Here is a 22,066-nt window from a genome sequence, read left to right on the forward strand (position 1 = left end):
GCAGCCGGCCCGCGGCCTCCGACTCGTCGTACGTCTCACGCATCACTCACTGCGACGAAGCCCCCGCCGTGAGCGGCAGGGGCTTCGGGAGGGGCGGGGAACGAACGGGCCAGCGACTCCCAGAGTCATGTCTGTCTGCGAAGACCTCCGGGGTACCCCACAACGGTGAGATGTGGCTCTGCGAGGTCCGTGGCGTGTACGAGGTGAGTGAGCGCGGCATGCCCGGCCTCGGGATCAAGCCGCGTCAGGGTCATGGCAGCCCACAGCCGGATGTCGCCGCTGCCCTCCCTGCCGTGGCGCATTGGACAAGGGCAGGTCCGTCGCACAGGCCGGTGGCCGACTGCGCTGCGGGCCCGTGCCCCGGAGGAGGTCCAGGGTGACCTGGGCCGCCGCGAGGTCCTGCACGCCCAGGCCGATGAGCTTGCAGACGGTGATCTCGTCGGCCCGTTCGCGGCCCGGTGCCGACCCCGCAAGCACCTCGCCGAGTTCCGCGGGCTCTGGGAAGGCCGCTTGGGCCCGCGCGAGGTCTCCGTGGACGGCGGTGAGGGCGCGACTGTCGACCACGATCCGGTCGGCGCGGTACAGGCAGGACGGGGACAGTTCGGCCTTGGTCGGGTCGTCGGCTCCTACGGCGGTGATGTGCAGGCCGGGAGCCAGCCACTCGGCGTCGACCAGCGGTTCGGTGCTGGCGGTGGCCGTCACCAGCACGTCGGCGCCCTCGCACGCCTGCCGGGCGGTGCCCACCGGGGTCACCCGCAGGTCGGGGCGGCGTGTGACCAGCGCGGCGGCCAGGCGGCGCACGCGTTCGTCGCGGCGGCCCCAGACCCTCGCCTCGCGGATCGGCAGTTCGTCGGCAGCCGCCAGGATCTGCAGATACGCCTGAACTCCGGTACCCAGCACGCCGACTACGGCGGAGTCCGGCCGGGCCAGCGTGCGCGCGGCGAGCGCGCCGGCGGCCGCGGTGCGGATGTCGGACAGGTGGTGCTCGTCCTCCAGCACGGCCTGCAGGTCCCCGGTCCGGGCGTCGAACACGGCGACGGCACCGGCTCCCGGCGTGCCGCCACGCCGGGCACGCTCCGCGAACCAGGTGGCCACCTTCACCGTGAAGACGGAACGGCCCGGCAGCCAGGCCGACTTCACGTGCACGTCGCCGTCCCGGCCCGCCGGCGCGAACACCGCCACAGGCGAGTCGCCCAGTCCGCGGCTGAAGTCGGCCAACGCAGCCGCCACTTCCTCGACGACGTCCTCGTACCCCACGAGCGCGCGGATCGTGTCCGGCCCGACGTATGCCGGAATCGCCTGTACCGTCTGCCGGGTCGCGGCGCTCACTGAGGCAGCACCTCCAGCCGTCCCTCGCCGACGAAGGAGACCTCGCCACCGACCCGCACGGAGTGGATGTCCTCCCCGTGGCCGTGGGCGCTGATGGTCATCTCGCTGGGGCGTCCGGTGAACCGACCCTGGCGCAGGGTCACGGCTTCGCCGTCGCCGATGCAGCCGTGACGGCGCAGGTAGGCTGCGGCGCAGCCGGCTCCGCTGCCGGTGGCCACGTCCTCGGTCAGCCCGTCGTTGTTCCAGTGCCGCGCCTCCAGAGCGGCGGCATCGAGGACGTAGGCGAACTGGGCGCCGAGGTCCGCCAGTCGTGAGCTGATGTCCGAGGTGATGCGGGCACGGTCGAGGGCGCCTTCGCGGACCGGGAGCACCAGGTAGCGCAGCCCTGTGGAGACGACCTCCGGGGGCAGGTCCGGATCGAGGTCCTTGGCGTCGAGGCCGAACAAGGACGCCAGGTCCTTCGCGTCCGAGGGCTCGGGGCGGCCGAGGAAGGCGGCCCGGCCCTGATCCAGCACGCTGGCGTACCGTCCGGTTCCGAGCCGCCTCGTGGTCACCTCCACGGTGCGGGCCTTCAAGCGCAGCATCCACGTCTCCTCCTCGCCGGCACCGTGCAGGGCGTGCAGCACACACCCAGCCCCGATGACGGGGTGCCCGGCGAAGTCCAGTTCCTCGATGAGGTCGAAGACCCGCGCCTGCCAGACCGAGTTCCCCGACGTCTTGTCCGGGGTCAGGAAGATCGACTCGAAGTGGCGCAGCTCCTGCGTGATCCGCTGCATCTGGGGGCCGCTGAGCTTGGCGGCGTCGGGGAAGACAGCCAGGCTGTTGCCGCTGTAGGGCAGGCCGGTGAAGACATCGACGTGGTGGTAGAACATGCGGCTGAGGCTACGAGCCCACGAGGCCAGAAGGAACTGGCCAATCTCGGAGATCCCTCATAACGTCTGCTTATGGGATCGGATCTGGACATGGCACAGCTGCGGGTCTTCGTCACCTGCACCCGCTCCGGCAGCATCAGCCGCGCCGCAACCGCGCTCGGGCACAGCCAGCCCGCGCTCAGCCAGCAACTGCGCAGGCTGGAACGCACCGTCGGACAGCCACTCCTGCACCGCGCCGCCACCGGCGTCACCCTCACCAAGGCCGGCGAGGCGCTGCTGCCGTACGCCGAACGCATCCTGGCCCTGTCCACCCAGGCACTCGGCGCCACCGGCCCGGCCATCCAGGGGCACTGCGGCGTGGGCCTGCTCGAAGACCTCACCACCGCGCCGCTCCCTCAGGCCCTGGCCGACTTCACCCGCATGAACCCCCGGGCCACGCTGGAGCTGATCAGCGGCCCCGGCCCCGTGCTCCGCGAGGCATATGGCAAAGGACGCATACACCTGGCGCTGTGCGACCCGTCCTATCTCCCCGAGCCACCCCGGTGGACGGTGCGCCTCCCTATGGCCTGGGCCGCCGCCCCCAGCCTGGACATCACCCTCGACCCTCTCCCCCTGGTCCTCTTCTCCCAGCCCTGCCGCTGGCGCCAACCGCTCCTCGACTCCCTCGAAGCCGCCGGACGCGGCTGGCGCACCGCATTCGAGAGCACCAGCGTGCCCGGCGTCCGGGCGGCCGTCCGCGCCGGCCTCGGCGCGGCCGCCCTCCTTCCGGCCACCGTCGAACCGGGCACCGCCGTACACGGCCTTCCCGTGCTCCCCGAAGTCGAACTCGGGCTGATCAGGCGCCCCGGAACCGAGGGCGATGTCCTCGTCGACGCCGTCGAAGCCGTCCTCAAACGGCTCGCCTGATCAGCTACCCCCCCCCCCCGCTTCCGGCCAGAAGCCGGTCACCTCCTTGGTCAAGCGACCACAGTCCGCATGGGGTACCAGCGCCACCGCGCCGACATGCGCATCTCATATCGTCGGCGAAATGGGCCTGGAAGCCGTACCGGTCGCGGCCCTGGCCGACGACCCTCGTCGGCCCTCATGCCATCGCCGATCGCCGTGACGCACAGTCCTCGGTCGCCGCAATTCGCCAGCACGTCGCAGCAGGTTCCAGACGATGGGTGCGCTATTCGGCGGCGCGCAGCGGCTCTCAACAATCACCGGGTCGTCATCCTCGGCGTCGTGTCCAGGTCGCTCCGGTGGGCCTCGACGTTCGGGGCTTCGGTCGCCTTTCGGGCCTCTTGGCAGCATCACGCAGCCAGGTGCGCGCACAGCTCTTACGCTCCCCGGGTCGGAGATCGGCCTCCTCTGCGTTCCTCTTCGATCCCGACGCTGCCGCCGACGAGATGCGCGCCCGCGGGTAGTACGAGCCTCTCGTGCCCTGGCCGGGCCGCACGAGCACGACGCCAAGCCGCCCTTTGCCTCGGATCAGGCCCGCGACCCAGCCCGGCGGGGGTCAGGGCAGGCGCACTGACCACAGCCCGGTGTCCTTGACGACGAAGACGACGTCGCCGGCGACCAGAGTCAGCGGCACCTCGGGGTCGGACAGGTCGGGCCAGGAAGCAGGCCGTTCGAACGCGATCGGCGCGCCGTCCGTCAGTGACCGCGTTTCGACCCCCGATCCGTTGATCAGCACGAGCCGCCGCCCGACGACGAGCGCCTGGCCCCGGTCCATGAAGCCCGTCGCGTCCCAGGGCGTGCGCCACAGCACCGTCCCGTCGCCGGAACGGCTCCCGATCAGCTCCCTGAGCTTTCCGGTCTCCGTCTGCGTCTCGTAGAGGCTGACCGCCGTGCTCGCGTCGGCCGTCAGCGGCCGGCCGGGAAAGCCGCCACGTACGCGGAGCGTGCCCCCGTCCCGAATCTGTGTCGTGTCGTCGTTCATCCACTTGTAGAAGGTCCCGTCCGGCCCTACCAGGTCGGTGCCGGTTCGCCTCCCGACGACGAGCAGCCGACCGTCCCGCTGGTCCAACTGCCAGGTTCCCCCGGGGCCGGTGAGGTACAGGCGGCCGGCCGCCGGCGTCATGCTGTTGGGGTACGCCTCCTTGACCTTGGTCTCCCAGATCCTCTGGCCGTCGCTCTCCCGATAGGCGCGGAACAGCATCTCCCCGGGCAGCCCTGCTCCCCCCGCGCCCTCGTAGGCGACGTAGACCCTGCCGCCCGCCGCGACCGCCAGCTCCGGCAGGAAGCCGGCCGCCCCCGGCCAGTGGGCCAGCGGCCGGGCGTCGGAGCGCCGCGCGACGAGGACGCCCCCACCCTCCGGGAGGTACACCCGGTCCCCGGAGAGGCCCGCCGTCATGACCGCACCGCCCGCGCGGACCGGCGCCGTGTGCCGCCACACGAGCTTCCCGTCGGCCGGACGGCGGGCCTCCACGCCCTCCTTGTCACTGCACACGAGCAGGTCCACGCCGAGCACGCACCCGTCGACGTGGGCCCCGGCCGTGGCGTGCCACGGCTTCCAGCCCTTCGGCCGCTCCGCTCCCCGCGTCCCCGGCTCGGGGTAGGCCCAGGTGATCGCGCCGAGGTTGCCCCCGTTCGCCATGGGTTCGACCGGATCGGGCGGCGCGGTGGGCCGTACCGCGGTCGACGGACTCGGTGCCGCCCCCGTTCCCTTGCCGTCGCCGTCGTCCCGGGCGAGCAGCCGCACCCCGACGAGAGTCGCCGTCACCGCGAGCACCGCGGCCACCGCGGTCACCGCCACCCTCACGCGCGTACGGCTCCGCCGCGGGGGCACGTCCGGCGGCGCCGGTACCGGCACGGCGGCGGAGGGCACAGCCGGGACCAGCGGCGCCGATGCCACGACCTCACGCGTCTTCGCCTCGTACGCGCCGATCAGCTCCCGCACCCCGGCAGGCCACGGGAACGGCTCCTCGGAACGGGCGAAGAGCGCCCCCGGCCGCTCCCCGGCGGCCCGCGGGTCGAACGCCCTGACCAGGGCGTCCGTCGTGGGCCGTGCGTGCGGGGCGACGGCCAGGCAGGCACCCACGAGTTCCCGCAGGCCGTCCGGTACGAGCCGGAGGTCGGCGTGCCCCTCGGCGATCCGGGCGATCACGGCGGCCGGCTCGGCGTCGTCGAAGGGGCCGCGCCCGGTGGCCGCCCAGCACAGCAGCACGCCCAGGCTGAAGACGTCGGAGGCGGGACCCACGGACCCCGTGCCGTCCAGTTGCTCCGGAGACATGAAGCCCAGGGTGCCCACGACCATGCCGGCAGCCGTCAGGACCGTGCCGTCGAAGGCCCGGGCGATGCCGAAGTCGATGACCTTGGGACCGGCCGCGGCGCAGAGCACATTGGCGGGCTTGAGGTCCCGGTGGACGATCCGCGCCCCGTGGATCGCGCGCAGGGCCCGCGCGAGATCGGCCCCGAGGGCCCGGACGACGTCGAGGGGCAGCGGCCCGTGCCGCGTGACCGCCTCGGCGAGGGAAGGGCCGGTGACGTACTCGGTGGCCAGCCACGGAGGTCCGGCGTCCGGTGCCGCGTCGAGCAGAACGGCGGTGAACGGGCTGCGTACGGCACGGGCCGCGTCCGCCTCCCGGCGGAAACGCAGCCGGAACTCCGCGTCGAGACACGCGTCCTCACGGACGGTTTTGACCGCCGCGAGGCCGGCCGGGCCGGCGGTGCCCTCCCGCCGGGCGAGATGGACCGTGCCCATGCCGCCCGCGCCGATCCGGCCGATGAGCACATACGGGCCGACACGGCGGACGGCGGACGCGTCCAGGGGCTCCAGCACGACGACTCCAGGTTCTCCGGGGATGCGGCGGCGCATCGGGGGTTCGGTGGTGTGTCAGGTCGGCAACGGATCGCTGGTTCAGCGCTCCGGAAGGGTCTGCGCGCGGACGGTGCCGTCGAAGTAGCCGAGCAGGACGATGCCGCCGACCGAGAGCAGGGACGGAGCACGGCGGGTGCCCGGACGGGCGGGGGTGGTGTCGGCGGCCCGGTTGCCGGGGGCGCCGGGCACCGGTGCCGCGAGCGGCCGGCCCTCGTCCTCGGGGGGCACCACGTGAAGGGTGGCGTTGTCCGCGTAGACGATCCGATCGCCGATCGCGACGGGCGGCGCCAGTGGGGCCGGCCGGCCGTCGTCGCCGCGCGGGATCGCGGTCACCGTCGTCAGCTCGGACAGCCCGTTGTAGACCGCGTCATGGACCCGCACGACCCTTCTCTCGGCGGGCAGTTCGAGCACCAGGGGGCTGCCCAGGGCGGCCGGACCGAACACGGCGTCCCGCACCGCGACGTCCCCCGCGAGCCGGAACCGCCCGCTCGAGTAGCTCGTCGTCAGGCCCTCGGCCGCCCGGAAGTGGATCCCCCGGCCGTCGGGGTCCGGGCACACCAGCTCACCGGCGGAAAGCCGCGGATCGGGGCAGTACCGGGTGTCGGGCGCTCCCGACCCGGTCCCGCCGGAGGGCGCCTCGTGCAGCGTCTTCCCCGTGGCCGGGCTCCATGCGGTCAGGCCCTCCTCGCCGTTGACGTAGAGCTGGTCCGGTGCGTACGCGAGGACGCCCTGCCGTTCGGCCTGCCCGCGGGTCTTCCGCGCGACGGGCCGGGTCCAACGACGGTGGCCGTCAGCGAGTGCGTACGCGTCGCTGTGGACGCCGTCGGAGTCGGCGCGGTTGACGTAGACGGTGGTGTCCACGCCGAGCAGTCGGCCCAACGGGCGTCCGGACAGCGGCTTTTCCCACCGGATCGTCCCGTCGGCCGTCGCACGGGCCCGGAGCCGACCCTCCTCGGCGGTGACGACCACGCTGCCGGCGAGGACGGGGCCCGTGGCGGCGGCACCGGGTTCTGGGGCCTTCGCCGGCGGGACCCGCCAGGTCCGCGCGCCGTCCTTCAGCCGGAGCGCCTGGGTGCTGCCGTCCGCGAGCCGGCACACCATGACGGAGTGGTCGGCGGCACAGGCCACGGGGCCCGCGGGGAGGTGCACGGTCCAGGGCCGCCAGCCCGCAGGGCGCAGCGAGGGCGCGGCGTCGAAGCTCCTGCCCCGGTCGGGGCCGCCGAGTTCGTCCACGTACGAAGCCTGTGCGGCGGCCGGAGCGGTACTGCCTCCGGCCCCGGACGGTGAGGCGGACGGCCCGGGGGTCGCCAGGCCGCGCGACGGCGGCCACGGCCACCGTCCGGTCGCGTAGGTCCCGCCGAGCCCGGCACCGGCCAGAAGCGCCAGGGACGCCACGACGGCCACCGCCGGCCCACGGCGCCGCCGCCGGCCCACGGCGCCGGCCCGGCGGGGCGCGGTCACGGTCGGCAGGTCGTGCAGACCGGGTGCGGCGATGTCCCCCAACCGGGCCTCCAGCTCTTCCAGTGCGGCTTCGCGCAGGGCGAGGTCACGGATCACGTGTGCGGGCCACGGGACGTCCGCCGCTCCCCCGCCGTCGGCGTCCGCGGGATCTTCGTCCGCGAGAAGGCGGGCCAGCTCGGCCGTGTCCGGACGGCTCGACGCGTCCTGCGCCAGACACGGTGCGAGCACCTCGCGCAGCCCGTGCGGAAGCCCCGTCAGGTCGGCCTCGGCCCGGGCGATGCGGAACAGGACGGCGGCAAGGGGGCCGTCGCCGAACGGGCCGCGTCCCGTGGCCGCGTAACAGAGCAGCGAGGCGAGGCAGAAGACGTCCGAGGCGGCGACGACGTGCTCGCTGCCCGCCACGTGCTCGGGTGACATGAACCCCGGCGACCCGACGATCTTTCCGGTGGCGGTCATGGTGCTCGCGCCGAAGGCACGGGCGATGCCGAAGTCGATGACCTTGGGACCGGCCTTCGTGAGGAGCACGTTCGCGGGCTTCAGATCGCGGTGCAGGACCCGCGCGTGATGGATCGAGCGCAGGGCGGCGACGAGACCGCGGCCAAGGGCGCGCACCGCCGGCTCCGGCAGCGGACCGCCGCCGCGGACCACTTCCTCCAGGTTCGGTCCCGGCACGTACTCAGTGGCCAGCCACGGGGGTGCACCGTCCGCATCGCCGTCGATGAGCCGCGCCGTGTACCGACCGGACACCGCCCGCCCGGTCTCGATCTCGCGCCGGAAGCGGGAGCGGAAGCCCTCGTCGTCCGCGAGGTCACCGTGCACGGTCTTCAGCGCGACGAAGGTTCGCTGCGGCGGCCGCCGTTCGTCTGCCGCGAGGAACACCTCGCCCATGCCGCCCGATCCGAGCCGGGCGACGATCCGATAGGGACCGACGGCCCGGGGCGACGCGTCCCGTAAGCCCCCAAGCACTCCTGCAGCCTCCCCCGCACCTGGTCACAAGGCGACCATGACAGCACAGGGGCAGGGTCGGAACAAGGCGTGCGAAAGGGCCCTCCTCCCCGGCGACGACAACGCCGAGTACCGCAGAGTGCGGGCCCGCGTCGAGCACGCCGTCGCCCGCATGAATCACTACAAGATCCTCCGCGTCTACCGCCGGCGCGGCAACGGCCTCCGTCACACGGTCCAGGCCGTCGCCCACATGCACAACCCGCCCTGGCGACGTGATCAGACCACCCCCAAAGCAGTCCTGACCTGCCCGGACACAACTCAGGCACCCAGTACGTTCGTCGCCCCCGTCAGCGTTGGGCCGGCAGCAGCGTGCCGCTCCGCACGCCCTCGGCAGGACCAAGAGCCCTGGGCCCCACTGGTGACCATCGACCAAGATCCGGACCATTTCTCGGACCAGCGTCTTCCGAGCATCCGCAGCTTTCCTTCTTTTCGCTGGTCAGAGGAGTGCCTCTGCCGTACCACCAGCAGGCGAAGAACATTTTGCAGAGTTCGGCCGGGCAGGCGCCTCCCGCTGGTGGTGCGGCGGAGCCGGCCCCGCCGGCGAGACCGTCAGGATCGACCTACCGGAGGCGGGAGGGACCGGTTCACTGCGCCGGCTCGCGTATGACGGCGGTCGTTCCCGCTCACCGCTGCGGAGCAGCCCCGCATTCCCACCGGGTGCACATGCCGTCTGCCCGCGCGAATCCGTCCGACCCGTTCAGTGAGGGGTGCTCGCCCCAGACCGTGATGCCCTGGACCGTGACCTCCGGACGCCCGGGCCCCGAACGCCGCGTCGAGCGCCCCGCGCAGCCGGTCGCCGGCCGTCGCGCGGCACTGGGCCACCGCCGAGACGTGAGCGGAGTAGCGGCCCCGAGTTCCCCGCCGGGGTGTCCCCCAGGCCAGAACGGCCCACAACTCCGCCCGGCGCAGCCGGGCCTCGGCGGTGGCGCGGAGCAGTCCGACTACCTCAGGCCAAGCACTCGAGATCAGCGGCCTGCACACGCAAAGGCCCCACGGAGGACCTCTCAGCGCTCCGGTCGGTAGGTCGCGATGATCACTCCGCTGCTCGTGGGCCGGGCACTCACCAGCTCCAACTTCTTCAGGGCGGCATCATCGGCGAACAGCTTCTTGCGCCCCTCACCGGCCACCACCGGGTGGATCAGCAGGACCAGTTCGTCCAGGAGGTCCAGCTCCAGCAACGAGCGCACCAGCGTCGGGCTTCCCGCGACGGTGATGTTCTTCCCCTCGCCCGCCTTGAGCTCCTCGATCGCGGTCGCCAGCTCGCCACGGACGAGTGTGCTGTTCGCCCAGTCGTCGACGCTGTCCAGCGTGGAGGAGACCACGTACTTGGGCGAGTCGTTGATCCACTTGGCGAAGGCCGCGTCGTCCCCGCTGGTCACCGTCGGCCAGTACCCGGCCCACTCGGTGAACGTCACACGGCCCAGCAGGATCGCGTCGGCCGTCTCCAGCGTCTCCGCCAGCGCGGCGCCCATCTCCTCGTCGAAGGCGAACTGCCACTCGTTCGGCGACTGGGCGACACCGTCGAGCGAGACGAACAGACCGGAAACGACCTTGCGCATGATTCCTCCATGATGCGTACGGGTTTGTCGCTGCGTCAGGAAGGCTATGCGGGCGCCGAGGGCGAGGGCTTGTACAGAAGCGACAGCGGCTCGGCCGTGTCGGGGGCGCTCAGCCGAGTGGCGGTGCGGCCGATGTATCGGGTCAGGGACCGTGCCAGGTGCGGCTGGTCGAAGTACCCCAGCCGGTGTACGACGTCCTGTGCCGGAACGCCCTCCTGGATCAGTACCGCCGCCTGGCGGGCACGGTGGATCTGCCGTATGGCGCCCTGGGTGAGGCCCGTCGCGGCGGCGAAACGCCGCTGGAGGGTGCGCTCGGAGACGTCGGGAACCGCCCCGTCGAGGACGGCGGGCACGATCGGGTCGCGGTCCACGATGCCCTCGCGTACCAGGCGCCGTACGAACGCCTCCGCGTTGTCGTAATCGGGCACGTGCCACGCCGAGCCCTTCAGCCACACGGACCGCCGCGTCACGTCGGGAATCTCCGCGCCGCTGCCGACCAGCCGACTGATCGGTACGTGCGGCATCGAAGTACCGACGGCGAAGCTGATGCCGAAGAACGTGGCGTCCTTCGGGACGGGCGCCAGGCTGGCCTTGGGCTCCGGGCCGAGTACCGCAGCCTGCACCCGGCCGTCGTGCTCCCAGAAGACGAGCTCCCAGTGCGCGTTCGCGATCGACGTCATCCGCCCCACGTCATCGCTTCGGCTGCGCCATACCCGCTCGATGTGCGGCAGCTCCGAAGCGCGGCTCTCGATCTCCAGCCCCAACCGGATCAACCCCCGCTCACCGCTGCTGCGTGAGCCGCCAGTCTGCCACGCCGTCCGGACGGGGCAGAGACGGTCCCCGGCCGGCGGTGACCGCGTCCAGCGGCTGGGCGTCGATCCCGGCGCCCCGGGCGCGGCTCGCCACGGCAAGCTCGTCGACCTCGCGCGCGCCGCACAACCAGTCGGCTGTGCGCACTTGCCGAGCGCCTCCCCCAACGCCGCCAGCGCCCAGTCGTACTCCCTTCGGCGTGGCGACTCGTCCGCCGTGCCGATGGCGCTCTGCCAAGCCGCCAGAGCCAGTTGGGTGCTGTCGGTACGGCCCAGGAACGTCACGTACGCCGCCCGCCGCACCGCCCTCTGGTTCGCCGGCGCCTGTTCCGTGAGCGTCCGGCGGGACACGTCGTGTTGCGCTGTGGCCTGGAGCCGACCCGCGTCCCAGGCGGCAGCCGCCTGTTGTCGGCCGGCCTCCCAGGCGGCAGCGGCCTGACGCTCCCCCGCCGCCCACGCGGCCGCTGCCTGCCGCCTCGCGGCAGCGAGGGCGAACACCCCCGTCAGCGCTCCGCCGCCGATCGCGGCCCCCGCGGCGACGAGCGCCGTCAGCACGGCGTCGTTCACGCCGGACGCCCGGCGTCCCGCCCGCTCCCACACCCTGCATCAACCTGCTCACCCGCAAGGCCGACGGTCGCGTAGGTCCCTCATTCCCCGGTGGACAGCTTCCACAGGATCCCGTTCTCCACCTGACGCCGGCCCCGCACCGGCCGACCCATCCGGCCTGGCGCCGGCAACGGAGCGATCAACGCCCGCGATTCATCCTTCAGTTCATGTCGGCGCACCACGAACGGAGCAACGAGCCATCAACTTTACGGACATGACCTAGTGGTCCCGGCGCGAGCGGGCATCTTGGGCATAAGGGGGCAGGGCTCAGCCTCCATCGTCCTTCGGTGCGAACTGCTCCCGCCTGGCGGTCGCTCTTCGGGGCCATGGACGGGACCGACCAAGATCCGGGCCATACGCGGACCAGCCGCAGGACGGGCTTCGACGGAGGCGTACTGCCCGGCTCCAAGCTGTGCGTGGGATCGCGCCGCGAATTCCTCGCCGTCTGCTCGTCGGCGCGGGCCTGCGCGACCGGATACGGATCGGCGCCTCCGGCAAGGTCGCCACCGGCAGCGACATCGTCAAGCGGCTGATCCAGGTCGCCGACTACACGAACTCCGCCCGGGCCATGAGGTTCGCGCTCGGGTGCATCCAGGCACAGCGCTGCCACCAACACCTGTCCCGTCGGGGTCGCCACCCAGGACCGCGGGCGCGCCCGGGCCCTCGACGTCGAGGACAAGGCACGGCGCGTCCAGCGCTTCCAGGAAGCGACGGTCAAGAGCGCCCTGCAGATCATGGCGGCCATGGGCGTCGACGATCCGAGCCGACTCGGGCCCGGCATGCTCCTGCACCGGGTGGGGCCGAACGCCGTCCGGTCCCATGCCGAGTCGTACGAACCCCTCGAACCGGGGCAGCTCCTCTCCGCCGCATCGATGCCGGCCGCGTGGGCAGGCGACTGGAACGCGGCTCATCCTGACCGGTTCACGCTCTCGTGAGCCGTCCGACGTCCTTACTGAGGGGAGACCCCATGACTCGTACCGTCGCGCAGGTGATCGTCGACGGTCTCGCGGACCTCGGCGTCGGCCACGTCTTCGGAGTGGTCGGCGACGCCCTCAATCCGATCACCGATGCCATCCGGACCACCGAGGGAATCGACTGGACCGGCTTTCGCCACGAGGAGGCGGCGGCCTTCGCCGCCGGCGCCCGGGCCCAGCTGTCGGGCGACCTCGCGGTCTGCATGGGCACCGTGGGCCCGGGCTCGGTGCATCTGTTCAACGGGCTGTACGACGCGGCCAAGAGCGGTGCTCCGGTCCTGGCGATCTGCGGCCAGGTGCCGCTGTCGGAGCTGGGCGGAGAGAGATCAAGGAGAACCTGCCGTAGGTCGGGGAGGGTCGGCCCGTCGCCGGTTGGACCCGTCCAAAGACGCAGGCGTGGATTGCGGGAGCCGGGGCACAAGAGCCCTGAGCGAAGGGACACGCTCGCGCGGCACGATCCACGGCCCCCGTGCCGTGAACGCGCCTGCGGCCGCGTGGGGCCCGCACCAGGCAAGGGTGCGGGCCCCAGGCACGCCGCTGGTCGCTGTACGGATCCGACAGAGGCCGCCGCTCCCCGCCCGGGCGTCGTCCCGGACAGATCCGTAGCTGCGAGCTCAGGCCGGATGGCCGGGCTTGAGGTCGCGCAGTTCCCGGTACCGAAGAAGGGGCGGCGGCCCCTCGGGCCGGGGACCCGCCGCGACGGGCCTCAGGAGGAAGCCCACGTGGTCGCCGCCCTCGATGCGTCTCTCGATCCTGCCGGTGAACCAGGATGGAGCCGGTGCACGGTGAGGCGCTCGGCCCGGAGTGCGACCCGGTACGCGTGGTCGGCGGTCGACAGCCGGACCGTGAACCTCGGCGGGTCGATGGAGCACTGCGAGGCGAAGCCCACCAGGCAGCCTGCCCGCTCGCCGCCGGAAGCCTCGGCCGTGACCACGTACATCGGGCCGTCGAGAACGTCGGTGAAGGAGTCGAGCCCGATCACAACGCCTCCCTTGCACTTCCGGGGGTTCACAGATGGAGATCGAGGACTGCGTTCTCCACGACCTCGGTGAGCGTGGATGGATCCCGTACGCGGACCGGGCTGGGGTGACGGCGTCGAACCGCGGTGTCGCCGCCAGGACGAGGGGCTGGGTGAGCGTGGAGGCCTGCGCGCCCATCAGGCGGGCGCCGAGGATGCACCCGTTGCCAGGATCGGCGCGCCGCGCCGGAGGGACGTTCTCGCCCGCCGAGTGGCGGACGTACCTGCTTGGCATCCCCTTACGGAAGGTGTGCTGAGCGGCGCCCGCGAGACCGGCCGGCGCGCCCGGCAGCGCGTCGAGCAGGCCGACGTCCGCGCCGGCGGGGAGGAGGACCGGCGCAGAACTCTTCGCGCCGGGGGACGAGGGTGTAATTCGTGTTCATGCCTGGCGTCCTTGGGGCCGCCGGTGTCTTGCGAGTCGCTCGGCGTCGGCCTGCTCGGTCCGGACGTAGGTCAGGGGCGGGGCGATGCCTTCGATCTCGCCGGGCCGCTGCTCGTTTCCGGTGGTGTGGCGGTGGCCCCGCTGGGATCCGCCGCGTTCTCCGCCGATGAGATGCGGACGCCGTCCCCTCCGGGCAGAGTGGGAAGGACCTGTTCGTACCGAGGTGGTCCCGTGTGGTCCCGCGTGCTGGAGACGGGACGGAGTGATGCGAGGATTGTCGTGACGTCGGAGTGATCGATGTTCCGCAGACGGCCGGCCGACAGCAGCGAGGACCTTCTGGTCCGGCTCGGGTCGCTGACCGCCAGGGCGCGGGAGTTGGCCGAGACGCAGCGTTCCCGTGTCGAGCTCGCCGTGGCCCTGCAGCGCGGCATGCTGCCCTCGCACCTGCCCAGTTTTCCGGGCGCCCGGCTGGCCGTCCGCTATGAGCCCGCCAACCACGGGCTCAACGTCGGCGGTGACTGGTACGACGCCTTCTCCCTGCCCGGCGGGCAGATCGGCATGTCCATCGGTGACGTGCAGGGACACAACATCGAGGCCGCCGCCTTCATGGGGCAGGTCCGTGTGGCACTGCGCGCGCTGGCCTCCGTCACCGGAGACCCTGGAGAGCTGCTCGGTCGCACCAACGACCTGCTCATCTCTCTGGACGCCGACCTCTTCGCCACCTGCACCTTCCTGCGGCTCGACCCCGCTGCCGGCACCCTGGAGTGCGCCCGGGCCGGCCACATCCCCCACATCTGGGCCACCACCGACGGCCGGTCCGGCATCGACGACAGCGAGGGCGGGCCTCCGCTCGGTGTGCTGCGCGGCGTCGACTACCCGGCCACGCGCCACCGGCTCACCGCCGACGGTGTCTTCGTCCTCCTGACCGACGGGGTGGTGGAGGGGCCCTCGCTCCACGTCGACGAGGGTCTGGACCGGGTGACGAGGCTCGCCGGGATCACCGCCGTCGCCGGGCTGGACGTCGACGCGCTCGCCACCGCCGTCATGAAGCTGGCGGCCACGGTGGGGCACGAGGACGACGCGGCCGTCCTGGTCGTCGGCCATGACGGCGGTCCGGCCCGCCCGGCGGCCGAGGAGTGAGGGGAGGGGGCTCGCCTCGGGCCGGGTCGGTCCTCGGACCCGCCCGGGCCCGTGCCCGACGGCGGCGCCCGACACGCAGGGGCCTTGCCCGGTCGTGGCGGCCCGGTCGGTGTCTGATGGCTGACGTGTTGGATACTCGGCAGTTCCGGTCCGCTACGGAGGCGGCTCTGATGTCGCTGGCCGTGGCGGTTTGCTACTTCGCGGCCGGACGACTCGGCCTGATGGGCCGCCTCGTCGTCGAAGGCGTGGTGGTCACCCCCATCTGGCCGCCCACCGGCGTCGCCGTCGCCGCCTTGCTGCTGCTCGGCGCGCGGGTCTGGCCTGGGATCGCCCTCGGCTCCTTCCTCGTCATCGCCTCCCTCACCACTCCGGGGCCCACCACAGCGGTCACCGTGGCCAGCAACACCGTCGCACCACTGTGCGCCTTCCTGCTGCTGCGACGGGCCGGCTTCCGGCTCGACATGGCGCGGCTGCGGGACGGACTCTCCCTGGTCTTCCTCGGCGGGTTCGGCGCCATGCTGATCAGCGCGACCGCGGGGGTCGGACTGCAGGTGGCGAAGAGCTCCCTGGACAAGAGCGAGTTCTGGCCCGTCTGGCTGGCCTGGTGGGTGGGCGACACCATGGGGGTACTGCTCGTCGCCCCGCTCCTCCTCGTCCTCGCGGGGCCGGCCGGACGGTTCCGGGTACGGCGCTGGAAAGAGGCGGCCCTTCTGGGGCTGACGACCCTGATCCTCATGCCCATGGCCGTGCTCAGCCCGACGAGCATGCTCTTCCTCGTCTTCCCCCTGCTGATCTGGGCAGCGCTCCGCTTCCAGCTCGCCGGAAGCATGCTGTGCGCGCTCTTCGCCTCCGTGCTCGCCACCTTCGAGGCGACCTCCGGACGGGGCGCGTTCCTCCACCTCACGGACGTCGAGATCATGGCCAAGCTCCAGGCGTTCAACGGTTGCGCCGCACTGACCGCCCTGCTTCTCGCCTCCGTCATCACCGAGCAGCGTGCGACCCGCCGGTCGGTGCGCCGCGCCTGCCAGGAACTCGCGGAGGTCCTGGAGCACCTCGCGGCGGGCGAGCCCTCACCGGGTCCACCTGACACCGCCGAGCGCCGGGCAGCCCCACCCGGCGGACACCGGAATCCGTGATCCCTGCGCCGGAGCCGGCGCAGGGATCAGGAGCCGCTGTGCCGGGCCTCTTCTCTGCCAGCGTGGACCTGCGGCAAAGCGATCCTGCGGAACCCGGCCCGGGGAGACCTGTAGGCCGCCCCTTCATCTGTGTCCCGACTCGCCGCCGCCACGGACCATCCGGTCAGGGGCCCACTCCAGGCCGACCAAGATCCGGGCCATACAAGGACCAGCCGCCAAGGGCGTGGTCGAATCATGGCCGTTTCCGCTGATCATCGACCGTGCGAGGCGTGTACCACCAGAAGACGAAAGACCTTCCTTGCACAGGGCAAGCGCCTCCAGGCCGGTCCATTCGTGAACGGTCGCCACGTGCCACTCCTTCCGATGCCATCGAAGCACGTGACGACCGCGCCGGGGGCGGTTGTGGCACAGAAGTGGGACGGACGTGGATCGTTGGCCTTGATATGGGGCGGGGTACGTGGAGTTGGATTGTTCCGGACGGGCTGTGGGAGATCGCGAGGCCGCTGATCCCGCCGTCCAGGGTGCGACCGCAGGGCGGCGGGACGCAGGACCTGCGGCCCCCTTTGACCCCGGGGCCGGGGCAGATCTGTGCGGGCCCCGGCGGCGTGCTGATGGGCGCGGACGCTGGTGGAGTCGACCGAGATGTCCCAGTCGATCTCGCCTGCGGCGTCGGCCGCGGCCTGGACCGCAGCCGTTCCCACTCGGCATCACTCAGATCGCCCCGCCGCATGCCCACAGGAACCTTGGGCACGGAATAGTCACATGATCGGCCGGACAAGTCCTAGCTGCCGGTGCTCGTGACGTTGCCGGGGTGGGTGCAGGGCCCTGCTTCTCACCAAGGCGCGATGTGAGGGCAGGGCATCGGGAGCCGGGCCGCCGGGGGGGGGACGGTGGTCTTCACCAGCTCCTGGTCCGTGTCGGCCTCCGCGTCCGTCTGGAGGCCTGCGTCGCGCTTCTTCACGAAGCCCGAGGAAGCTGTTCAGCTCGCGCTTGACGACGGGGGCGTGGAGGTAGAGGCCGATGATGTTGATGACGGCGAGCAAGAAGTGCACGGCGTCGGCCTTCGCGGTCATACTGCCGGTACGTTCGCGGCAACCCGCAGGGAGGGGACCGGCACCGGCGGCATCAGGGGCCGACTACCCGTCCTCCGGCCCCCGCGGCACCTGACGGCCACCGGTGAAGGGAAGCGTGTCGGCATCGGCTTCAGCCGCGTCGGCAAGCGCCTCGGCGGCGGCTTCCGCGGCCTTCGCCGCATCCTCGGCCGCCTGGGCGGCGGCCGTGTCCTCCGCGGACGTCTCCCGGGTGGCCGGAGACTGGGGCAGCACCTCGTTGAAAGCGCGGGACACCCCTTGAAGCGCGGAGGTGACCTCGCTGGGAATCACCCAGAAGGTGCTGCCGGCGCCTTGGGCGAGCTGGGGCAGCATCTGCATGTACTGGTAGGCGAGGAGCTTGGGGTCGGGGTCGTTGCGGTGCACGGCCTGGAACACCTCGTCGATGGCCCGGGACTGGCCCTCGGCCTTGAGGATCTCTGCGGTGCGGTTGCCCTCCGCTCGGAGCACGGCGGCCTGCTTGTCCCCCTCGGCGGTCAGGATCTGCGACTGCCGCTGTCCCTCGGCCCCGAGAATCGCCGCCCGCTTGTCGCGCTCGGCACGCATCTGCTTCTCCATCGCGTCCTTGATGGACTGCGGCGGGTCGATGGCCTTGATCTCCACGCGGTTGACCCTCAGCCCCCACTTGCCCGTCGCCTCGTCGAGCACACCACGGAGCTGGTTGTTGATGGTGTCACGGGAGGTCAGGGTCTTCTCCAGGTCCATCGAGCCCACAACGTTGCGCAGAGTGGTCACGGTGAGCTGTTCGACGCCCTGCAGGAAGTCGGCGATCTCGTAGGCGGCCGCTCGTGGATCGGTGACCTGGAAGTACAGCACGGTGTCGATCTCGACGACCAGGTTGTCCTCGGTGATGACCGGCTGTGGCCTGAACGAGACCACCTGTTCCCGCAGGTCGATCTCCGGATAGACGCGGTCGACATACGGGATGACGAGATTGAGCCCCGGCCGCAGCGTGCGCCGGTAGCGGCCGAGGCGCTCGACGTTGCGGGCGCGGGCCTGCGGCACGATGCGTACCGCCCGTACCACCGTGAACACCGCGAGCGCCGCGAGGATCAGACCGGCTATGAGCAATCCCGGCACGTCCATGACCTACTCCCGGGGGTAGACGACGGCGGTGGCGCCGTCGATCTCCATGACGTCGACGGTCGCCCCCGGAGGTATCACCAGCGTGTCGTCGTAGGCGCGGGCCGTCCATTCCTCGCCACCGATGCGGACCCTGCCGCCCAGTCCCGTCACTTCCGCTACGACGTATGCGGAGCGGCCCACCAGAGCGTCCACGCCGAACCTCTCGGCCTGAGGCTTGAGCAGATGACGCACGGCGACGGGGCGCACGAACAGCAGACTCACCACGGCCAGTACAGTGAAGACCACGAGCTGCAAGGGCGGCGGGAGCCCCAGGGCGGCGGTTCCCGCCGTGACCGCCGCGGCGACACCGAGGATCCCGAGCGCGGCCGTGAGAGTGAAGATCTCCGCCACCACCAGCACCCCTGCGGCGATCGACCAGACCAGCCAAAGGTCCATGGCACTCTCCCGGCAGGTGCGACTGTGCGAAGGCCCGAACAAGAAGTGCACCCTTTTGCCGTATCTACCCCGTTTCGCGAGCGAGCACGCTCAGGCGTCGGGAACGGCCACGTCGGCGGGATGTGCCGCGTGCCGCCCAACGGGGCGGGCGAAGAGATGGCGAGGGTCCGTCGCCCGGGTGATCACGGCTTCGACGGCGGGCTCCATGCCTGTCTGGAGGGCGGATCAAGACGTCTGCCGAGAATCCGTACGACGCCGTCGGCGCGTACGTCCTGCACTCCCTCCCCCCGCCGAGGGAGGCGGCTCACGAGAACCAGCTCGCGAGCTGCGCTGCATGCCGCCGCGAAGTCGACGAGGCGGACGGCAGCGCGGCTGGCCGGCGCCGTGAGTACCACCGCGTCCCCCGAACTACCGCGGCGGCGTCGCCCGCGGCGGCGTCGCCCTGTGGCAGCACCGCTGGGCCGAGGACGCCCGCACCAGGGCCGTCCAGGCAGAGGAGCGTCCAAGCCCTGGCGACTTTCTCTGTCGTGGCGCCATGGATCGCGGAGGGCCGTGGCGACCTGTCGGCCCACCCTTGGATTGTGTTCCAGCTTGCCGCCGCCACGGGCCATCGGTCAGGGGGCCCACTCCGCTCCGATCAAGATCCGGGCCATACGCGGACCAGCCGCCTGCACCCTGGCGGGATCTCGGCCATTTCCGCTGGTCAGCGGCCACGGGTGGGCGGGTACCACCCGCACTCGAAGCATCTGCTTCAAACACTGACATCCGCCAGCGTCGCCCCGATGTCGAAGAAGAGCACGGTCATCTCGGCGTCTCCGATGGTTGAACGGCACACATGGGATGACGCCCGGCCTGATGGCGCCCTGAGACGGTCCTCCCTGCGCGGTGACCCGCAGCCGTGCACGCTGCTCCGATCGCCCCACTGCATCCTCCGTCCGCGGTGGCCTTCCCTCATCACGGAATCAGAAGTGGTTCGGCAACTCTCCAGGCGATCAGGCCGATTTCGCCGTCCGCCGCGATGGCGGGCTCTGCCTGGACGGTTGGCCTGGTCCCCGCGTGCACCGGGGTGTCCCCATGCCCAGGGGTCGTGTGGGCGGGGCCGGCCGAGTCGTCCCCACCTATGCGGGAGGGATGACCTGCCGGGCTTCCGCGTGTGCGGCCCCGCCCAGGATCCGGTCCCGAGGTCGGTGTGGTGGTGGGCGAGGTGCGGGCCGGTCCACCGCCTCCCACACCTCCTGCGCGTCGAGTCAGCCTCATCTCCACTGTGCAGTACGCCGGTTGTTAGAGCTGATGCTCCAGCTGATGGGCCGTCCGAGGCCATCAGCGATGACCGACATACGAACTCGAAGATCGCCATCCAGGCCGGGCCACCGCGACGATCAGGAGTACCCCTTGATCACGCCGAGGACAGCGGCCCGGTACTGCTCGTTGGCACTGGCGAGCCGGAACTGAACTGGTTTCACGACGAGTTGTGGGCTGCCGGGAGGGCGGGAACGGTCACGGCCTGGGTGAGGGCGCCCCGGTCCTGGACCGATTCGCCGTACCCGATCGTCTTCCCGCCAGGTACTCGGCTGCTTCGCGGCGACCGGCCACCCGTACCACCCGCCCGGCCGCACCCCGCACTCGTCGGTGACCCCGCTGTTCGTAGGCGAGGGGAAGGTCAGATCGTGTTCTGTACAGGCGTGGTGCCCGTGCCGTTGTCCGTGATCGCGGGGGTACTGGAGCCGCGGGCGGTGAGGTCGTTGCCGACCAGCCAGGTACCGCTGGAGCCCGCCATCACGCCGATCGCGGCCCCCGAGGCGCCGCCGGTGACCGCACCTACGGTGGTGGCCTGGACGAAGGTGCCCACCGCGTTGCCGCCGACCCGGACGGCGTAGCCGGTGGCTCCTGTGATCCGGTTGCCTCGCAGGGTGGCGCCGTTCACGCCCGTGTTGATGCCGGGGCCGGTCGTGGCCAGGACCGTGTTGTCGGCGACGAGGGTACCGATGGAGCCGCTGTCGATGCCGATGCCGTCGCCCTGGATGTCCGTGAGGCTGTTCTGGGCGACGACGGCTTGAGGGGAGCTCTGGACGTGGATGCCCTGGCAGTTGCCGGTGGGGGTGAGGCGCAGGGTGGCGGTGACGGTGTTGCGGATGACGGTGAGGCCGTCGGTCTGCGCGACGTAGATACCTGCCTCGCCCTTCACCGACTCGACGGTGTTGTCGGAGACGGTGATGTCACGGTGGCGGGCGCCGCCTGCGGCGACGCTGGCGGAGATGCCGCCGCTGCCGTCGACGCCGCGGACCGTGTTGCCGCTGATGGTGATGCCGCTGATGCCATTGCCCTGGGGCGAGTTGAGGTAGATACCGTGGAGCGCGACATCGGTGACCGTGTTGTCGGCGATGACGGAGTCCTGCCAGTCGGCGGCACGGATGCCGAACGCGCCGCTCTTCTGGACCGTGTTGCCGATGACCCTGATTCGCCGGTGGAACACGCCCTTGGCGCCCCAGTGGTCCCCGCACAGGGCGCCGAACGGCCCGGTTGTGGTGCCGGCGCGCAGGGTGCAGCCGGTGATGAGGATGTCCTCGCAGCCAGTGGCGTCGTAGGCGGGGGCGGGAAGGTTCCCCTCGGTGGCGCAGGTGATCTGGACGGCTTCCTTGGTGGTGAGGCTCGCGCCGTCCCCGGGGTGGTGGCCGTCGAAGACGCAGTTCACGACAGCCGCGTTCCGGACCGCGTTCAACTCGACGGCATGCGCCGAGGGGGTATCGACGAAGGTGCAGTCCTTGACCAGGACGCCTTCGCAGTGGGCGAAGCCGACGGCGTCGCTCTGCTTGCTGAACTGTGCGCCTCGCATGTCCCAGGTGCCGCCGAGGACGGCGATGTTCCCCGCGCCCGCGTAGCCGTACACGGGGGTGACCGAGTCGAAGTTCTTGAGCAACGCGCCGCTGTCCTTGGTACGGACGATGCGGGCTCCGTACGCGGACACGGTGGTGTCGGCGGCGAGGACGAGGCTCGCGCCGACGGGGTAGGTGCCGGGTGGCACCAGCAGGGTGGCCGCGCCCGGTACGGCCTTCACCGCGGCGAGGGCGCTCTGGAAAGCGGCGGTGTCGTCGGTGACGCCGTCGCCCTTCGCTCCGTGGGCCGTGACGTCCACGACGACCCCGCCTGCGGCCGCGGCGGCCGGCGCGCCCAGCACGGACGCGCCGCCCCAGGCCCCTACGAATCCACCCATGGCCAGCATCAACGCGCGACGTTCCATGCGCCCTTCCCCGTTCTCTCGACGCTTGGCAGGAGCGTACGTCAGAGGCGTCAGGGCCTGTCACGGGAGGGGCACGCGGACGAAGGCAGGCGGACCCGGCGC

General features: G+C 71.7%; 13 protein-coding genes and 8 pseudogenes. 7 read left to right on the forward strand and 14 right to left on the reverse strand.

What is annotated here, in order from left to right:
- Window positions 1-234: 234 nt before the first annotated feature.
- Window positions 235-1,329, reverse strand: a complete 1,095-nt coding sequence (locus IE237_RS08415) for an ornithine cyclodeaminase family protein (RefSeq protein WP_189801170.1) — start codon at window positions 1,327-1,329, stop codon at window positions 235-237.
- Window positions 1,326-2,201 (reverse strand): PhzF family phenazine biosynthesis protein, encoded by an 876-nt coding sequence (locus IE237_RS08420; protein ID WP_189801171.1) that lies wholly within the window; start codon window positions 2,199-2,201, stop codon window positions 1,326-1,328. Before IE237_RS08420 ends, IE237_RS08415 begins: the two co-directional genes overlap by 4 nt.
- A gap of 72 nt (window positions 2,202-2,273) precedes the next feature.
- Here IE237_RS08420 and IE237_RS08425 point away from each other — a divergent pair, with 72 nt between their 5' ends.
- Window positions 2,274-3,107 (forward strand): LysR family transcriptional regulator, encoded by an 834-nt coding sequence (locus IE237_RS08425; protein WP_189801172.1) that lies wholly within the window; start codon window positions 2,274-2,276, stop codon window positions 3,105-3,107.
- A 592-nt stretch (window positions 3,108-3,699) separates the two neighbouring features.
- On the opposite strand, the gene IE237_RS08430 is transcribed toward IE237_RS08425, so the two are convergent.
- Both IE237_RS08430 and IE237_RS08435 read right to left on the reverse strand, forming a co-directional pair.
- Window positions 3,700-5,967 (reverse strand): serine/threonine-protein kinase, encoded by a 2,268-nt coding sequence (locus IE237_RS08430; RefSeq protein ID WP_189801173.1) that lies wholly within the window; start codon window positions 5,965-5,967, stop codon window positions 3,700-3,702.
- A 78-nt stretch (window positions 5,968-6,045) separates the two neighbouring features.
- Entirely contained in the window at window positions 6,046-8,433 is a 2,388-nt protein-coding gene (locus IE237_RS08435) for a serine/threonine-protein kinase (RefSeq protein ID WP_268253681.1), read from the reverse strand.
- A 7-nt stretch (window positions 8,434-8,440) separates the two neighbouring features.
- Between IE237_RS08435 and IE237_RS40620 the strand changes: the two are divergent.
- Window positions 8,441-8,671: pseudogene (locus IE237_RS40620) on the forward strand (IS5/IS1182 family transposase); the annotation flags it as partial.
- An 805-nt stretch (window positions 8,672-9,476) separates the two neighbouring features.
- On the opposite strand, the gene IE237_RS08440 reads toward IE237_RS40620, so the two are convergent.
- The 4 genes and pseudogenes from IE237_RS08440 to IE237_RS08455 form a co-directional block, all read right to left on the reverse strand.
- Window positions 9,477-10,031, reverse strand: a complete 555-nt coding sequence (locus IE237_RS08440; RefSeq protein ID WP_189801175.1) for a dihydrofolate reductase family protein — start codon at window positions 10,029-10,031, stop codon at window positions 9,477-9,479.
- Between the two features lie 44 nt (window positions 10,032-10,075).
- A complete protein-coding gene (locus tag IE237_RS08445) occupies window positions 10,076-10,795 on the reverse strand; it encodes a helix-turn-helix domain-containing protein (RefSeq protein ID WP_189801621.1) in 720 nt (239 codons plus the stop codon).
- Window positions 10,796-10,811: 16 nt separating this feature from the next.
- Window positions 10,812-10,988 carry a hypothetical protein gene (locus IE237_RS08450; protein ID WP_189801667.1) on the reverse strand — a complete coding sequence of 59 codons (177 nt, stop codon included), beginning with the start codon at window positions 10,986-10,988 and terminating at the stop codon, window positions 10,812-10,814.
- 505 nt (window positions 10,989-11,493) lie between these two features.
- Window positions 11,494-11,628 (reverse strand): annotated as a pseudogene (locus IE237_RS08455) (transposase); the annotation flags it as partial.
- A 266-nt stretch (window positions 11,629-11,894) separates the two neighbouring features.
- Here IE237_RS08455 and IE237_RS08460 point away from each other — a divergent pair.
- A pseudogene (locus IE237_RS08460) lies at window positions 11,895-12,381 on the forward strand (glutamate synthase-related protein); the annotation flags it as partial.
- A 32-nt stretch (window positions 12,382-12,413) separates the two neighbouring features.
- A pseudogene (locus IE237_RS08465) lies at window positions 12,414-12,743 on the forward strand (thiamine pyrophosphate-binding protein); the annotation flags it as partial.
- 291 nt (window positions 12,744-13,034) lie between these two features.
- On the opposite strand, the pseudogene IE237_RS08470 reads toward IE237_RS08465, so the two are convergent.
- Window positions 13,035-13,402: pseudogene (locus IE237_RS08470) on the reverse strand (flavin reductase).
- A 715-nt stretch (window positions 13,403-14,117) separates the two neighbouring features.
- Here IE237_RS08470 and IE237_RS08475 point away from each other — a divergent pair.
- The 3 genes and pseudogenes from IE237_RS08475 to IE237_RS08485 form a co-directional block, all read left to right on the forward strand.
- The gene (locus tag IE237_RS08475) at window positions 14,118-14,960 is read left to right on the forward strand and encodes a PP2C family protein-serine/threonine phosphatase (protein ID WP_189801176.1); all 843 of its coding nucleotides are present in this window, start codon (window positions 14,118-14,120) and stop codon (window positions 14,958-14,960) included.
- 170 nt (window positions 14,961-15,130) lie between these two features.
- Window positions 15,131-16,096 carry an MASE1 domain-containing protein gene (locus IE237_RS08480; protein WP_229842455.1) on the forward strand — a complete coding sequence of 322 codons (966 nt, stop codon included), beginning with the start codon at window positions 15,131-15,133 and terminating at the stop codon, window positions 16,094-16,096.
- Window positions 16,097-16,539: 443 nt separating this feature from the next.
- Window positions 16,540-16,647, forward strand: a pseudogene (locus IE237_RS08485) (IS5/IS1182 family transposase); the annotation flags it as partial.
- A gap of 39 nt (window positions 16,648-16,686) precedes the next feature.
- Here the strand turns inward: IE237_RS08485 and IE237_RS08490 are convergent.
- From IE237_RS08490 to IE237_RS08505, 5 genes and pseudogenes are all read right to left on the reverse strand, one after another.
- Window positions 16,687-16,782 (reverse strand): annotated as a pseudogene (locus tag IE237_RS08490) (transposase); the annotation flags it as partial.
- A 146-nt stretch (window positions 16,783-16,928) separates the two neighbouring features.
- Window positions 16,929-17,157, reverse strand: a pseudogene (locus IE237_RS40625) (hypothetical protein); the annotation flags it as partial.
- Window positions 17,158-17,232: 75 nt separating this feature from the next.
- Window positions 17,233-18,291, reverse strand: coding sequence for an SPFH domain-containing protein (locus IE237_RS08495; protein ID WP_189801178.1), 1,059 nt, complete (start codon window positions 18,289-18,291; stop codon window positions 17,233-17,235).
- A 3-nt stretch (window positions 18,292-18,294) separates the two neighbouring features.
- The gene (locus IE237_RS08500) at window positions 18,295-18,726 is read right to left on the reverse strand and encodes an NfeD family protein (protein ID WP_189801179.1); all 432 of its coding nucleotides are present in this window, start codon (window positions 18,724-18,726) and stop codon (window positions 18,295-18,297) included.
- Window positions 18,727-20,386: 1,660 nt separating this feature from the next.
- Window positions 20,387-21,964, reverse strand: coding sequence for a right-handed parallel beta-helix repeat-containing protein (locus IE237_RS08505; RefSeq protein WP_189801180.1), 1,578 nt, complete (start codon window positions 21,962-21,964; stop codon window positions 20,387-20,389).
- Window positions 21,965-22,066: the final 102 nt, after the last annotated feature.

It is taken from the genome of Streptomyces tanashiensis (assembly GCF_014648895.1).
Taxonomy (GTDB): Bacteria; Actinomycetota; Actinomycetes; order Streptomycetales; family Streptomycetaceae; genus Streptomyces; species Streptomyces tanashiensis.